This window comes from Klebsiella sp. OBRC7, from assembly GCF_000293135.1.
In the GTDB taxonomy this organism is placed as follows: domain Bacteria; phylum Pseudomonadota; class Gammaproteobacteria; order Enterobacterales; family Enterobacteriaceae; genus Klebsiella; species Klebsiella michiganensis.
Genome location: NZ_ALNJ01000140.1, coordinates 38,316 through 53,202, shown reverse-complemented (window position 1 = coordinate 53,202; position 14,887 = coordinate 38,316). Strand labels below are relative to the sequence as shown.

Annotated in this window: 12 protein-coding genes; 6 read left to right on the top strand and 6 right to left on the bottom strand. The window is 57.6% G+C overall.

The genetic code is table 11. From position 1 onward, the window contains the following. Nucleotides 1–5 precede the first annotated feature (5 nt). Nucleotides 6–833, bottom strand: a complete 828-nt coding sequence (djlA, locus tag HMPREF1144_RS26365; RefSeq protein ID WP_004098532.1) for a co-chaperone DjlA — start codon at nucleotides 831–833, stop codon at nucleotides 6–8. Between the two features lie 244 nt (nucleotides 834–1,077). Between djlA and lptD the strand changes: the two genes are divergently transcribed. The 6 genes from lptD to apaH all read left to right on the top strand — a co-directional run bounded on the left by lptD (nucleotide 1,078) and on the right by apaH (nucleotide 7,912). Then, nucleotides 1,078–3,420: an LPS assembly protein LptD gene (gene lptD / locus HMPREF1144_RS26360; protein ID WP_014227893.1), complete on the top strand. Its 2,343-nt coding sequence runs from the start codon at nucleotides 1,078–1,080 to the stop codon at nucleotides 3,418–3,420. Nucleotides 3,421–3,473: 53 nt separating this feature from the next. Next, on the top strand, nucleotides 3,474–4,760 hold the full coding sequence (gene surA, locus HMPREF1144_RS26355; protein WP_004098530.1) for a peptidylprolyl isomerase SurA: 1,287 nt from the start codon (nucleotides 3,474–3,476) through the stop codon (nucleotides 4,758–4,760). Between the two features lie 121 nt (nucleotides 4,761–4,881). Beyond that, nucleotides 4,882–5,862 (top strand): 4-hydroxythreonine-4-phosphate dehydrogenase PdxA, encoded by a 981-nt coding sequence (gene pdxA, locus HMPREF1144_RS26350; RefSeq protein WP_009654633.1) that lies wholly within the window; start codon nucleotides 4,882–4,884, stop codon nucleotides 5,860–5,862. Continuing rightward, the gene (rsmA, locus tag HMPREF1144_RS26345) at nucleotides 5,859–6,680 is read left to right on the top strand and encodes a 16S rRNA (adenine(1518)-N(6)/adenine(1519)-N(6))-dimethyltransferase RsmA (RefSeq protein ID WP_004098527.1); all 822 of its coding nucleotides are present in this window, start codon (nucleotides 5,859–5,861) and stop codon (nucleotides 6,678–6,680) included. Before pdxA ends, rsmA begins: the two co-directional genes overlap by 4 nt. Nucleotides 6,681–6,682: 2 nt before the next feature. Beyond that, the gene (apaG, locus tag HMPREF1144_RS26340; protein WP_004098526.1) at nucleotides 6,683–7,060 is read left to right on the top strand and encodes a Co2+/Mg2+ efflux protein ApaG; all 378 of its coding nucleotides are present in this window, start codon (nucleotides 6,683–6,685) and stop codon (nucleotides 7,058–7,060) included. A 3-nt stretch (nucleotides 7,061–7,063) separates the two neighbouring features. After that, a complete protein-coding gene (apaH, locus tag HMPREF1144_RS26335) occupies nucleotides 7,064–7,912 on the top strand; it encodes a bis(5'-nucleosyl)-tetraphosphatase (symmetrical) ApaH (protein WP_004098525.1) in 849 nt (282 codons plus the stop codon). A gap of 40 nt (nucleotides 7,913–7,952) precedes the next feature. Here the strand turns inward: apaH and folA are convergent, their stop codons facing one another. From folA to carB, 5 genes are all read right to left on the bottom strand, one after another. After that, complete coding sequence (gene folA / locus HMPREF1144_RS26330) at nucleotides 7,953–8,432, bottom strand: type 3 dihydrofolate reductase (protein ID WP_004098524.1); 480 nt, start codon at nucleotides 8,430–8,432, stop codon at nucleotides 7,953–7,955. A 197-nt stretch (nucleotides 8,433–8,629) separates the two neighbouring features. Further along, nucleotides 8,630–10,495, bottom strand: a complete 1,866-nt coding sequence (gene kefC, locus HMPREF1144_RS26325) for a glutathione-regulated potassium-efflux system protein KefC (RefSeq protein WP_009654567.1) — start codon at nucleotides 10,493–10,495, stop codon at nucleotides 8,630–8,632. After that, a complete protein-coding gene (gene kefF, locus HMPREF1144_RS26320; protein WP_004098522.1) occupies nucleotides 10,488–11,021 on the bottom strand; it encodes a glutathione-regulated potassium-efflux system oxidoreductase KefF in 534 nt (177 codons plus the stop codon). Before kefF ends, kefC begins: the two co-directional genes overlap by 8 nt. Nucleotides 11,022–11,188: 167 nt before the next feature. Beyond that, nucleotides 11,189–11,422 (bottom strand): YgdI/YgdR family lipoprotein, encoded by a 234-nt coding sequence (locus tag HMPREF1144_RS26315; RefSeq protein WP_004098521.1) that lies wholly within the window; start codon nucleotides 11,420–11,422, stop codon nucleotides 11,189–11,191. Between the two features lie 239 nt (nucleotides 11,423–11,661). Continuing rightward, nucleotides 11,662–14,886 (bottom strand): carbamoyl-phosphate synthase large subunit, encoded by a 3,225-nt coding sequence (carB, locus tag HMPREF1144_RS26310; protein ID WP_009654549.1) that lies wholly within the window; start codon nucleotides 14,884–14,886, stop codon nucleotides 11,662–11,664. Nucleotide 14,887 lies beyond the last annotated feature (1 nt).

Below are 14,887 nucleotides of genomic sequence, written 5' to 3'. Positions count from 1 at the left end.
GTCGTTTAGAAGCCGCGCTGCTCTTTAATCAGCTCCCAGGCTTTCTGGATCTCCTGCGCTTTCTGCTTAGCCATCTCCATCATTTCCGGCGGTAGCCCTTTCGCTACCAGCTTATCCGGATGGTGCTCGCTCATCAGCTTACGATAGGCGCGCTTGACGGTGGCGGCATCATCGGTCGGTTTGACGCCCAGCACATTGCAGGCATCTTCAAGGGTTGGCCCACGCTGCGCCTGCTGCCAGCCGGCGCTGCCGCCGCGCTGGCCGTAAGATTGCTGCTGCGAACCGCCGCCAAACTGCGCCCCACCCTGCATCATGCGCAGGAACTGTTCGAACTGAGCGCGGGAGATGCCCAGCTCGTCGGCAATCACAAACAGCACGTCACGTTCGTTGGGATGCAGTTCGCCGTCGGCGAAAGCCGCCTGCAGCTGAATTTCCAGAAACATCCGAATTAAATCAAAACGCCCGAAGCAAACGCTGCGCAGCTGACGCATTTTCTCCCGCAGCGGGTAATCATCTGATTTCCCTACGCGAAACGCGTGCTGGGCCGCGGTACGCGCTTCGCCGTGCAGGTTCATGCGATCCATCAGCAAATTGGCGACCTGAATATCGGCTTCGGTGACGCGCCCTTTCGATTTGGTCAGATGCCCCATCACTTCAAACGTCGTCGAGAAGAACAGCGACTGGCGCTCCTGCTGATTGGCAAAGACGTTCAGCCGGCGGCTGCGCGCGCGGTCAAACATATGCCCGATTAAGAAGCCCAGCACCACGCCCCAAAAGCCGCCGCCCATCATCAACGCAACCGCAACGCCAATTATTTTACCCAAATACTGCATAGACTCCCCAATCTCTCTGCCGCCAGTTAAGCTATATCTGACCGCACGTTACAAAGCGTTTACGCCTCGGTCAATTGTGGGACATAGCCTATAATTTGCTTTATCATACTCGTCATTCTACACGGTGCCTAACGCTCGGGCTCGAAACGGGCAGGATTAACACTAGCGCGATTTAGACGAGTACGTTAGGCTCTGACCGTTTGCAAGCCGCTGCCACACGATGACGGAACAACAAATACAACGTATGAAAAAACGTATTCCCAGCCTCCTGGCCACCATGATTGCCAGCGCCTTGTATAGCCAACAGGGCCTCGCTGCCGATCTCGCCACGCAGTGTATGCTTGGCGTACCAAGCTACAATCGTCCTTTGGTTGAAGGGAAACCCAACGACCTGCCGGTGACGATCGATGCCGATCATGCGAAAGGCAACTATCCTGATAACGCCGTATTTACCGGCAACGTTGATATCAATCAGGGGAACAGCCGACTGCAGGCCGATGAAGTTCAGCTTCACCAGCAGCAGGCCGCGGGCCAGCCGCAGCCGGTGCGCACGGTCGATGCCCTCGGCAACGTTCACTATGATGACAATCAGGTAATCCTCAAAGGGCCGAAAGCCTGGTCGAATCTGAACACCAAAGATACCAACGTCTGGCAGGGCGATTACCAAATGGTTGGCCGTCAGGGGCGCGGTACCGCTGACCTGATGAAACAGCGCGGTGAAAACCGCTATACCATCTTAGAAAACGGCAGCTTCACCTCCTGTTTGCCGGGCTCTGACACCTGGAGCGTGGTCGGCAGTGAAGTCATCCACGACCGAGAAGAACAGGTCGCTGAGATCTGGAACGCCCGCTTCAAGCTCGGTTCCGTACCGATTTTTTATAGTCCCTACCTGCAGCTGCCGGTGGGCGACAAGCGTCGTTCGGGCTTCCTGATCCCCAACGCCAAATACAGCACCAAAAACGGCGTCGAGTTCTATCTTCCTTACTACTGGAACATCGCCCCGAACTTCGACGCCACGCTGACGCCGCACTATATGAGCAAGCGCGGCGGCGTCATGTGGGAGAACGAATTCCGCTATCTGACCAAAGCAGGAACCGGCTTAATCGAGTTCGACTACCTGCCTTCGGATAAAATTTACCAGGACGATCACTCCGGCGACAGCAATAGCCGCCGCTGGCTGTTCTACTGGAACCATTCTGGCGTCGTAGACCAGGTGTGGCGCTTCAACGCCGACTACACCAAAGTCAGCGACCCGGACTACTTTAACGACTTCAGCTCTAAATACGGTTCCAGTACCGATGGCTACGCGACGCAGAAGCTCAGCGCCGGCTACGCGAATCAGAACTTTGACGCCACCGTATCGACTAAGCAGTTCCAGGTCTTTAACCGCGACTCAAGCAACGCCTATTCCGCCGAGCCGCAGCTGGACGTGAACTACTACCAGAACGATGTCGGCCCGTTTGATACCCATCTTTATGGCCAGGCGGTGCATTTTGTTAACTCGAACAGCAGAATGCCGGAAGCAACGCGCGTTCACTTCGAGCCAACCATCAATCTGCCGCTGTCTAACGGCTGGGGAAGCATCAATACTGAGGCAAAACTGCTGGCAACCCATTACCAGCAAAGCAACCTTGATGACTACAACGCGGCCAACGGTACCGATTACAAAGACTCCGTTAACCGCGTCATGCCGCAGTTTAAAGTCGATGGCAAAATGGTTTTCGAGCGCGATATGCAGGAGAACTATACCCAGACGCTTGAACCGCGGATGCAGTATCTGTATATCCCCTATCGTGACCAGAGCAAGATCGGCAGCTACGACTCAACCCTGCTGCAGTCGGACTACAGCGGCCTGTTCCGCGACCGTACCTATAGCGGCCTCGACCGTATCGCTTCCGCCAACCAGGTCTCCACCGGCGTCACATCTCGCGTTTATGATGCCGCCGCCGTTGAACGTTTTAATATTTCCGTTGGTCAAATCTACTATTTCACCGAGGCACGTACCGGTGACGACAACATCAACTGGGAGAACAACGACACGCGAGGTTCACTGGTATGGGCTGGCGATACCTACTGGCGCATCGCCGATGACTGGGGTTTACGCGGGGGAATTCAGTACGATACGCGTCTGGATAACGTCGCAACCGGCAGCGGAACCGTGGAATACCGTCGCGACGAAAACCGTTTAGTACAACTTAACTATCGTTATGCGAGCCCGGAATACATTCAGGCGACCCTGCCGTCTTATTCCACCGCTAAGCAGTACAAAGATGGTATCTCGCAGGTGGGGATGACCGCCAGCTGGCCAATCGTCGATCGTTGGGCAGTCGTCGGCGCGTATTACTACGACACGAATACCAGAAAGTCAGCGAACCAGATGTTAGGGGTGCAGTATAGCTCCTGCTGCTACGCTATCCGCGTCGGCTATGAACGTAAGATCAACGGCTGGGATAACAGCAGCAGCGAAAGCAAATACGACAACACCTTCGGCTTTAACATTGAGCTGCGCGGCCTGAGCTCCAACTACGGTCTCGGCACCCAGCAGATGCTGCGTTCGAACATTTTACCGTACCAGAGCTCCCTGTGATGTGGCTGGTTTACACGTAATCCGCAATTGCGGTTAATTGAAATGGAAAAAGTATGAAGAACTGGAAAACGCTGCTTCTCGGTATCGCCATGATCGCGAATACCAGTTTCGCTGCCCCACAGGTTGTCGATAAAGTAGCGGCTGTCGTCAATAATGGCGTTGTTCTTGAAAGCGACGTCGATGGCTTGATGCAATCGGTAAAACTGAACGCCGGCCAGGCCGGGCAGCAGCTGCCGGATGACGCCACCCTGCGTCATCAGATCCTTGAGCGTCTGATCATGGACCAGATTGTCCTGCAGATGGGCCAGAAAATGGGCGTGAAGATCTCTGACGATCAGCTCGACCAGGCCATCGCCAACATCGCCAAACAAAACAACATGACCATGGATCAGATGCGCAGCCGTCTGGCCTATGACGGTATCAACTACAGCACCTACCGTAATCAGATTCGTAAAGAGATGCTGATTTCGGAAGTACGTAACAACGAAGTCCGTCGTCGCATCACCGTTCTGCCGCAGGAAGTTGAAACCCTGGCCAAACAGATCGGCGATCAGAACGACGCCAGCACCGAGCTGAATCTCAGCCACATTCTGATCCCGCTGCCGGAAAACCCAACGTCCGAGCAGGTGGCAGAGGCTCAGGATCAGGCGAATTCAGTGGTTCAGCAGGCGCGCAGCGGCGCGGACTTTGGCAAACTGGCTATCACCTACTCTGCGGACCAGCAGGCGCTGAAAGGCGGCCAGATGGGCTGGGGCCGGATTCAGGAACTGCCGGGCATCTTCGCCCAGGCGCTGAGCACCGCGAAAAAAGGCGATATCGTCGGCCCGATACGTTCCGGCGTGGGCTTCCATATCCTGAAAATTAACGATATGCGCGGCGGCAGCCAGAACATCTCCGTGACCGAAGTTCACGCTCGCCATATCCTGCTGAAACCGTCGCCGATCATGAACGACGATCAGGCTCGCGCGAAGCTGGAGCAGATCGCGGCTGATATTAAGAGTGGAAAAACCACCTTTGCCAAAGCGGCAAAAGAGTTCTCTGAAGATCCGGGCTCTGCCAACCAGGGCGGTGATTTAGGCTGGGCGACGCCGGATATCTTCGATCCGGCCTTCCGCGACGCCATTCTGCGCCTCAATAAAGGCCAGACCAGCGCTCCGGTTCACTCCTCCTTCGGCTGGCACCTGATTGAGCTGCTGGATACCCGCAACGTCGACAGAACCGACGCCGCGCAGAAAGATCGCGCTTACCGCATGCTGATGAACCGTAAGTTCTCTGAGGAAGCGGCGACCTGGATGCAGGAACAGCGCGCCAGCGCCTACGTGAAGGTTCTGAGCAACTAATTGCATTAGCCTCATACACAACATCGCTCAGGGTGTATCGAGGCGGCTGAGCAAATCGCCCCGGTCTCTGACGGGGGCGACGAAGCGCAGCCAGTAAGAGACCGCCTGAAGGATGACGTGTATGAATCGAGTTGTTATCACTCCCGGTGAACCCGCCGGGATTGGCCCCGACCTCGTTGTGCAGCTTGCGCAGCGCGACTGGCCGGTAGAGCTGGTGATCTGCGCCGATGGCGCTCTGCTGTCTGACCGGGCGAACCTGCTCGGTCTTCCTTTATCGCTTCTGCCTTACCACCCCACCGCTCCCGCTACGCCGCAGCGTGCAGGCACCCTGACCCTTCTCCCCGTCGCGCTCAACGCGCCGGTTGAACCGGGCGTGCTCAACGTCAGCAACGGTAGCTACGTGGTGGAAACGCTGGCCCGCGCCTGCGATGGCTGCCTGAACGGCGAATTCGCCGCGCTGATTACCGGGCCGGTGCACAAGGGCATTATTAACGATGCGGGGATCGCCTTTACCGGTCATACCGAGTTCTTTGAAGAGCGCTCGCAGGCCAGTAAAGTGGTGATGATGCTGGCGACCGAAGCGCTGCGCGTGGCGCTGGTGACCACTCACCTGCCGCTAAAAGCGATAAGCGATGCGATTACCCCTGAGCTACTGCGGGAAATCATCACTATCCTGGATCACGATCTGCGCACCAAATTTGGTATCAGCAACCCGCACGTGCTGGTTTGCGGCCTGAACCCGCACGCGGGTGAAGACGGCCATATGGGGACGGAAGAGATCGATACCATCATTCCGGTGCTCGAAGAGATGCGCGCGAAGGGCATGAATCTCAGCGGCCCGCTGCCGGCGGATACCCTGTTTCAGCCGAAATATCTCGACCATGCCGATGCGGTACTTGCGATGTATCACGATCAGGGCCTGCCCGTGCTAAAATACCAGGGCTTTGGCCGCGGCGTGAACATTACGCTCGGTTTACCATTTATTCGCACTTCCGTTGACCACGGCACCGCCCTTGAACTTGCGGGCCAGGGGAAAGCGGAAGTCGGCAGTTTTATCACGGCGCTTAATCTCGCCATTAAAATGATTGTTAATACTCAATGAATAATCGAGTCCATCAGGGCCACTTAGCCCGTAAACGCTTCGGGCAAAACTTTCTCAACGATCAGTTTGTGATCGACAGCATTGTCTCGGCCATCAATCCACAAAAAGGCCAGGCGATTGTTGAAATCGGCCCCGGCCTCGCCGCGCTGACCGAACCGGTCGGTGAACGCCTCGACCAGCTCACCGTTATCGAGCTGGACCGCGACCTGGCCGCTCGTCTGCAGACGCATCCGTTCCTCGGACCTAAGCTGACGATTTATCAGCAGGACGCGATGACCATGAACTTCGGCGAGCTGTCGCAGAGCATGGGCCAGCCGCTGCGCGTATTCGGCAACCTGCCGTACAACATCTCGACCCCGCTGATGTTCCATCTGTTCAGCTATACTGATGCCATTGCCGATATGCACTTTATGCTGCAAAAAGAGGTCGTCAATCGCCTGGTTGCCGGGCCGAACAGTAAGGCGTATGGTCGGTTAAGCGTAATGGCGCAGTACTACTGCCAGATCATTCCGGTGCTTGAAGTTCCGCCGAGCGCCTTTACGCCGCCGCCTAAAGTCGATTCCGCCGTGGTGCGTCTGGTGCCTTACCGCACGCTGCCGCATCCGGTGAAAGAAGTGCGCGTACTGAGCCGTATCACGACGGAAGCCTTTAACCAGCGTCGGAAAACGATCCGCAACAGTCTCGGCAACCTGTTCAGCGTTGAGGTTCTGACCGAACTGGGCATCGATCCGGCGAAGCGCGCAGAGAATATTTCCGTAGCGCAGTACTGTCAGCTAGCTAACTGGTTATCTGAGAACGCGCCCACCAAGGAGAGCTAACCATGATTAATTCGCCCCGAGTTTGTGTACAGGTGCAAAGCGTCTACATCGAATCGCAATCTTCCCCGCAAGAAGAGCGCTACGTCTTCGCTTATACCGTGACCATTCGCAATCTGGGGCGGACGCAGGTTCAGCTTCTTGGCCGCTACTGGCTTATCACCAACGGCCACGGTCGTGAGACCGAAGTCCAGGGTGAAGGCGTGGTCGGCGAGCAGCCGCATATTCCGGCCGGCGGCGAATATCAATATACCAGCGGCGCGGTCATTGAAACGCCGCTGGGCACCATGCAGGGACATTATGCGATGATCGATGTGAACGGCGCGCCGTTCACCATCGAAATCCCTGTTTTCCGTCTCGCAGTACCCACTCTCATCCATTAAAACATGTCTACATACCTTATTGGCGACGTTCACGGTTGCTACGATGAACTGATCGCATTATTAGAGCAGGTGGAGTTTAACCCTGGGACTGATACGCTGTGGCTCACGGGCGACCTGGTCGCGCGCGGTCCCGGTTCGCTCGAAGTACTGCGTTTCGTGAAACAGCTTGGCGATAGCGTACGCCTCGTTCTGGGCAATCATGACCTGCACCTGCTGGCGGTCTTTGCGGGCATTAGCCGCAATAAACCCAAAGATCGGCTGAAATCGCTGCTCGAAGCGCCGGACGCCGACGATCTGCTCAACTGGCTGCGTCGTCAGCCGATGATGCAAATCGATGAAGAGAAAAAGCTGGTCATGGCCCATGCCGGGATCACCCCGCAGTGGGATCTGGAAACCGCCAAACAGTGCGCCCGCGATGTGGAAGCCGTGCTCGCCAGCGACTCGTATCCGTTCTTCCTCGATGCGATGTACGGCGATATGCCGAACAACTGGAGCAACGAACTCAGCGGCCTGGCACGGCTGCGCTTTATCTCCAACGCCTTTACCCGCATGCGCTATTGCTTCCCGAACGGGCAGCTGGATATGTACGCCAAGGAGGCGCCGGAAAACGCGCCCGCACCGCTCAAGCCGTGGTTTGCTATTCCCGGGCCGGTGGCCAGCGAGTACAGCATTGCCTTCGGTCATTGGGCTTCGCTGGAAGGGAAAGGCACGCCGGAAGGGATTTACGCGCTGGATACCGGCTGCTGCTGGGGCGGCGATCTGACCTGCCTGCGCTGGGAAGATAAAACATACTTCACGCAGCGATCGAACCGGCAGACCAATCTTGATGAAGGCGAGGCGATCGCCTCCTGAAGAGAGTCACCCCGGTGAGCGAACGTCACCGGGGAAAACCTTAGCGGCGCTCCAGAATCTCGAAGCAGTAGCTATGGGAATTCTGCGCATCCGCATCGTGGAACTCGCTGAATACCGACTCCCACTCATCCGGATCGTAATCCGGGAAGTGGGTATCCCCTTCCACTTCCGCATCAATATGGGTCAGATAGAGCTTGTGCGCTTTCGGCAGGAACTGCTCGTACACGCGTCCGCCGCCGATCACCATCATCTCTTCCACGTCGCCGCAGGCGGCAATGGCTTCATCGACCGATTTGACCCACTGCACGCGATCGTCGGTGCCGGGCTGGCTGCTAATCACGATATTTTTACGCCCCGGTAACGGACGACCGATGGATTCCCAGGTAAGACGTCCCATCACTACCGGTTTGTTTAAGGTATTGCGCTTAAACCAGGCGAGATCGGCAGGCAGATTCCATGGCATGGCGTTTTCCATACCAATGACGCGATCTACCGCTAACGCCGCAATCAGACTGATCATTGAATAATTCCCGAATGCAAAAAATTGTCGCCACTATACGGAAAGCGTAATACTTCGTCGACTGGGCGAAGAGTAAAGAATCAGAAAATTTTAAGATTTGCTGGCGAGCCCACGTAAGCCCCGTGAGCCGCCAGGCAGGATTTAAATCGAAAACAAAATGTTACTTGTAAAGCTAACGTAACACCCTAAATTATCCCTTATGCCGAGGGCTTATTTTGCGGCTCATCGGCGATGTCACCGGTATGCCGTCCCTCTTCCGTTCCTTGCCAGCCGTGACGCTGAACCAGAGATAAATGATTGCGGTCTTCGTTGATAATGCCGGTCAGCATATCGCTGGTGCGCTTGAATACCGCCACCCGGGAAGCCGCGTCATTTTCCGCCATCGCCACCATCTCTTCCACCATTTGCAGATTGAAACGGCGGAACAGATCGGCCCGTTCGCGGGCCTCGTAGGCGCCGAGGCCCAGCGCCTCCAGCGTCATGCGTCCGGACTTCAGCGCCGCTTCGAAGGTTTCACGCTCCGGCGCTTCGACCCCGGCCTGGCGCAGCTTGATGTAATGATCGACATCGCGGGCGCGGGAGATGATCTGCAGATGCGGGAAATGCTCTTTTGCCAGCTCCGCCAGCTGCAGGTTCGTCTGCGGATCGTCGATGGCGTTAATCAGCACTTCCGCCTTTTCCGCCCCCGCCGACTCCAGCAGGTCCACCCGCGTCGCATCGCCGTAGAACACCTTCATATCAAATTTACGCAGGGTGTCGACGTGGTCAGGATCGTGATCGAGAATCACCATCTTCACCCCACTGGAGAGCAGTACGCGGCCGGCGATCTGCCCGTAACGACCAAAGCCGGCGATAATCACCCGCGGCTGCTCTTCGTCAATTTCATCGGCTTCGCGCTCCTGGCCGCTGGCGGATTTCTCCATGCGGGTCAGCAGCACCAGCAGGATTGGCGTGGCCGCCATTGATAGCGCCACCGCGAGGGTCAGCGCCTTCGCCCATTCGCCGTCCAGGACATCGGCCATCTGCGCCGCGCCGAAGACCACAAAGGCGAATTCGCTCCCCTGCCCCAGCAGCACCGCAAACCAGCGGCGCTGAGCGCGCGGAACGCCTAACGGCCGGGCGATCAGCCACAGCATCAGGGATTTGATCACCAGGAATCCCACCAGCAGAATCAGGATCCGCAGCGGATGAGTCACCAGGGTACCGAAGTCGATAGACATCCCGACGCCGATAAAAAACAGCCCCAGCAGCAGGCCCTTAAACGGTTCAATATCGCTCTCCAGGGCGTGGCGGTACTCCGAGCTCGCCAGCAGCACGCCGGCGAGGAAGGCCCCCATCGCCATCGACAGCCCGACCTCTTCCAGCAGCAGCCCGAAGCCAAATACCAGGAACAGCGCCACGGCGCTGAAGACTTCACGCAGGCCGGAGCGCGCGACAAAACGCAGCATCGGCCGGGTCAAATAGCGTCCGAGCGCCACCACCAGTGCCAGCGCGCCCGCCACTTTCAGGGCCGAGAGCGCAAACGCGCCCAGCGTCGTCGAGCCGCCGCTCGCCGCCAGCAGCGGGATCATCGCCACCAGAGGAATGGCCGCGATATCCTGGAACAGCAGCACCGCAAAGGCGCTGCGGCCCAGCTGGGTAACCGTCAGGTTACGTTCGTTCATCGCCTGCATAGCGATCGCCGTTGAGGAGAGCGCCAGGGTCATGCCAATCAGCTCGGCAACCTGCCAGCGCAGACCCAGCGACATGCAGAACAGGCCAATCAGCACGCCGCAGACGACCATCTGCAGCGCCCCTCCGCCGAACACCGAGGCGCGCAGTTTCCACAGCCGCTGTGGATCCAGCTCAAGACCGATAACGAAAAGCATCAGCACCACGCCGATTTCCGCAAAGTGCAAAATCGACTCGGCGTCGGTGACCAGCCGCAGCCCCCACGGGCCAATAATACAGCCGGCAATTAAGTAGCCGAGCACCGACCCCAGCCCAAGGCGTACGGCAATCGGCACGATCAGCGCGGCGGATCCTAAATAGATGAGCGCCTGTATCAGCGTATGGCTATCCATTATTGTGCGCCTCCTGCCATTCGATTAAACGTTGACGGTAGTGGCGCGCCTGCGCCTGAAGGGTTTCGTCATCGCAGATAAAAGTGCAATGCATCGCGAACGGCGGCAGCCATTTCATGCCGCAATACAGCGCGGTCGCCTGCAGCGGCTGCGCCAGGACGTCGAAACCGGGGAAGGAACCAATATCAAAGTGGCTTTCGCCGCCGCCGGTGGTCACCGCCCACATCAGCGATTTACCGCGCAGCGCGATACCGTTGTGCCCGTATGCCCAACCGTGCGCCAGCACTTTGTCCATCCACAGCTTGAGCAGCGGCGGCACGCTGTACCACTGCATAGGATGCTGCCAGATGACGAGATCGGCACGGGCCAGCGCCGCCTGCTCGGCAGCGATATCGATATTGAAATCGGGGTAAAGTTGATAGAGAGAGCGTATCTCGACGCCGTCAAGCGTCCCTGCCTGCTCAAGCATCCGCTTATTCGCATGCGAGTGCTGCGGATAAGGGTGCGCATAAATTATGAGGATCATTGATTAGCCTGCGTTAGCTCTTGTTGTAATCAGCAAGAGTGTAGACAGTTAATCGAACCGCTTACAGTGATAAGTGTGATTTAAATCTCATTCAGGATGAGGGGCTGCCAGATGTGCGCAAAGGTAAGGCCAGATATGACCCCGCCGCACGGGGCCGTGGAGAACGCTTAGTTATCCAGTTCATCCATCGATTTAACCTGATCGCGATTGATCTGCTCGGTGCGGCCAGTCTCGGCATTTTTGTAGGACACAAGCCCGGTATCATCGTCCACCTGCGGCTTGCCATCGGTCACAATGGTTTTGCCGTCGGTCGTTTTTAGCGACTGATTGGATGAGCAGCCAGCAACGGTAAAAAGCGCGGCAGCGGCGAAAACAGCAGCAGTGAGGGGTTTATATTGCATCGTGTTTCTCTCCCATTATTCAGTCAAATTAATTATCACCCTAACCACTTTAGGCTAGCTGACTGTCCGGAGAGAGAAAACCAGAACTCTCCGAAGTGACCTGTTAACGCCGATCCCCTGTTTTTGTTCGACGTTCAGCGCCGCGGGAAGCGTCACTTTATTCCGCCCAGGCTTATCGTCACGCAAAAAAAAGCGCCTCCGGCGTTGGCCACCGGAGGCGCTTTTACTGGCAGATAATATTACTTTTTAATCTGCGCGTGCATTTCCTGCACCGAGGTCACTTTTTCCATCGCGTTGGCATTCAGCGCCATTGCGGTCGCGAAACCGCCGTTCAGCGTGGTGTCGTAGTGCACTTTGTACTGCAGGGCGCTGCGGCGAATCAGCTTGGAGTCTTCAATCGCCTGGCGGCCCGCGGTGGTGTTGATGATGTAGGTGTATTCACCATTCTTGATGCGGTCCTGAATGTGCGGACGGCCTTCATGCACCTTGTTCACCAGACGCGGGTTGATGCCGGCTTCGCCCAGCACAATCGCGGTACCGTGGGTCGCATCCAGCTCGAAACCAAACTTCAGCAGTTTTGCCGCCAGATCCACCACGCGCTCTTTGTCGCCTTCGCGAACGGAGAGCAGCGCGCGTCCCTGTTTCTTCATCGTCGAGTTGCTGCCCAGCTGCGCCTTGGCGAACGCTTCCGCGAAGGTGCGGCCTACGCCCATGACTTCACCGGTAGAGCGCATTTCTGGCCCTAACAGCGGGTCGACGCCCGGGAATTTGTTAAACGGCAGCACCACCTCTTTCACCGAATAGTACGGTGGGATGATCTCTTTCGTGACGCCCTGCTGAGCCAGCGTTTTGCCCGCCATCACGCGCGCCGCGACTTTTGCCAGCGGTACGCCGGTGGCTTTCGAGACGAACGGCACGGTACGCGCCGCGCGCGGGTTGACTTCAATCAGGTAGACTTCGTTGTTTTTGACCGCAAACTGCACGTTCATCAGGCCGCGCACCTGCAGCTCAAAGGCCAGCTTCTGCACCTGCTCGCGCATCACGTCCTGAATTTCCTGGCTCAGGGTGTAGGCCGGCAGCGAACACGCGGAGTCGCCGGAGTGCACGCCCGCCTGCTCGATATGCTCCATGATGCCGCCAATCAGCACCATTTCGCCGTCGCAGATCGCATCGACGTCGACTTCAACCGCATCGTCAAGGAAGCGGTCCAGCAGCACCGGCGCATCGTTAGAGACGCTGACGGCGGTCTGGAAGTAGCGACGCAGGTCGATTTCGTCGTAGACGATTTCCATCGCGCGGCCGCCGAGAACGTAGGACGGACGCACCACCAGCGGGTAGCCAATCTCTTTCGCCTTTTCGACCGCCATTTCGATCGCGGTCACGGTGGCGTTCGCCGGCTGCTTCAGCTTCAGGCGGTCAACCGCGTGCTGGAAGCGCTCGCGGTCTTCCGCACGGTCGATAGCATCCGGACTGGTGCCGATAACCGGCACGCCAGCCGCTTCCAGCGCGCGCGCCAGCTTCAGCGGCGTCTGGCCGCCGTACTGCACGATAACGCCTTTAGGCTTCTCGATACGCACGATTTCCAGCACGTCTTCCAGCGTCACCGGTTCGAAGTAGAGACGGTCGGAGGTGTCGTAGTCGGTGGAGACGGTTTCCGGGTTACAGTTGACCATAATGGTCTCGTAGCCGTCTTCGCGCAGCGCCAGGGAGGCGTGTACGCAGCAGTAGTCAAACTCGATACCCTGACCAATACGGTTCGGGCCGCCGCCGAGCACCATAATTTTATCGCGGTCAACGGACGGGTTGGCTTCGCACTCGTCTTCATAAGTGGAGTACATGTAGGCGGTGTCGGTAGCGAATTCCGCCGCGCAGGTATCCACGCGCTTGTAGACCGGGTGCAGGTCATACTGGTCGCGCAGCTTGCGGATTTCCGCTTCGCGCACGCCAGCCAGCTTCGCCAGACGCGCATCGGCAAAGCCTTTGCGCTTAAGCTGACGCAGGAAGTCGGCGTCGAGGCCGGTAATACCGACTTCAGCCACTTTCTCTTCCAGACGCACCAGCTCTTCAATCTGCACCAGGAACCAGCGGTCGATATTGGTCAGGTTGAAAACGCCGTCGACGGAGAGGCCCGCGCGGAAGGCATCGGCGATGTACCAGATACGCTCAGCGCCAGCATCTTTCAGCTCGAGGCGAATTTTGGTTAGCGCTTCCGGGTCATCGAGGCTCACTTTTGGGTCGAAACCGGTCGCGCCCACTTCCAGGCCGCGCAGCGCTTTTTGCAGGGATTCCTGCTGCGTGCGGCCAATCGCCATCACTTCACCGACAGATTTCATCTGGGTGGTCAGGCGGTCGTTGGCGCCGACGAATTTTTCGAAGTTGAAGCGCGGGATTTTAGTCACGACGTAGTCGATGGACGGCTCAAACGACGCCGGGGTGCGGCCGCCGGTGATATCGTTCATCAGCTCATCAAGGGTGTAACCAACCGCCAGCTTCGCCGCCACTTTAGCGATCGGGAAGCCGGTGGCTTTCGAGGCCAGCGCCGAGGAGCGGGAGACGCGCGGGTTCATTTCGATAACGATCAGGCGACCATCTTTCGGGTTCACCGAGAACTGAACGTTGGAGCCGCCGGTTTCTACGCCGATTTCACGCAGTACCGCCATCGAGGCGTTACGCATGATTTGGTATTCTTTATCGGTCAGGGTCTGCGCCGGCGCAACGGTGATGGAGTCACCGGTATGGATGCCCATGGCGTCAAAGTTTTCGATAGAGCAGACGATGATACAGTTGTCGTTTTTATCACGCACCACTTCCATCTCGTACTCTTTCCAGCCAATCAGCGATTCATCAATCAGCAGTTCATTGGTTGGGGAGAGATCCAGCCCGCGCTCGCAAATCTCTTCGAACTCTTCGCGGTTATAGGCGATACCGCCGCCGGTGCCGCCCATGGTAAAGGAGGGACGGATGATGCATGGGAAGCCAACGTCAGCGGCAACCGCCAGCGCTTCTTCCATAGTATGCGCGATACCGGAACGCGCGGTGTCGAGGCCGATTTTCTTCATCGCCACGTCGAAACGGCGGCGGTCTTCGGCTTTATCAATCGCATCGGCGGTCGCGCCAATCATGGTCACGCCGAATTCTTCAAGCACGCCCTGACGCTCCAGCTCCAGCGCGCAGTTCAGCGCCGTCTGGCCGCCCATGGTCGGCAGAACCGCATCCGGACGCTCTTTCTCAATAATCTTGCGCACCACTTCCCAGTGAATCGGCTCGATGTAGGTGGCATCGGCCATTTCCGGGTCGGTCATGATGGTAGCCGGGTTAGAGTTCACCAGGATGACGCGGTAACCCTCTTCGCGCAGCGCTTTACACGCCTGGGCGCCGGAGTAGTCAAACTCACACGCCTGACCGATAACAATCGGGCCCGCGCCCAGAATCAGGATGCTTTTTATATCTGTACGTTTTGGCATG

Excerpts from the sequence above, each read along its gene's own strand:
- lptD (WP_014227893.1), top strand. The coding sequence starts at position 1,078 with ATGAAAAAACGTATTCCCAGCCTCCTGGCCACCATGATTGCCAGCGCC.
- apaG (WP_004098526.1), top strand. The coding sequence starts at position 6,683 with ATGATTAATTCGCCCCGAGTTTGTGTACAGGTGCAAAGCGTCTACATC.
- kefF (WP_004098522.1), bottom strand. The coding sequence starts at position 11,021 with ATGATCCTCATAATTTATGCGCACCCTTATCCGCAGCACTCGCATGCG.
- rsmA (WP_004098527.1), top strand. The coding sequence starts at position 5,859 with ATGAATAATCGAGTCCATCAGGGCCACTTAGCCCGTAAACGCTTCGGG.
- apaH (WP_004098525.1), top strand. The coding sequence starts at position 7,064 with ATGTCTACATACCTTATTGGCGACGTTCACGGTTGCTACGATGAACTG.
- djlA (WP_004098532.1), bottom strand. The coding sequence starts at position 833 with ATGCAGTATTTGGGTAAAATAATTGGCGTTGCGGTTGCGTTGATGATG.
- pdxA (WP_009654633.1), top strand. The coding sequence starts at position 4,882 with ATGAATCGAGTTGTTATCACTCCCGGTGAACCCGCCGGGATTGGCCCC.
- carB (WP_009654549.1), bottom strand. The coding sequence starts at position 14,886 with ATGCCAAAACGTACAGATATAAAAAGCATCCTGATTCTGGGCGCGGGC.
- HMPREF1144_RS26315 (WP_004098521.1), bottom strand. The coding sequence starts at position 11,422 with ATGCAATATAAACCCCTCACTGCTGCTGTTTTCGCCGCTGCCGCGCTT.
- kefC (WP_009654567.1), bottom strand. The coding sequence starts at position 10,495 with ATGGATAGCCATACGCTGATACAGGCGCTCATCTATTTAGGATCCGCC.
- folA (WP_004098524.1), bottom strand. The coding sequence starts at position 8,432 with ATGATCAGTCTGATTGCGGCGTTAGCGGTAGATCGCGTCATTGGTATG.
- surA (WP_004098530.1), top strand. The coding sequence starts at position 3,474 with ATGAAGAACTGGAAAACGCTGCTTCTCGGTATCGCCATGATCGCGAAT.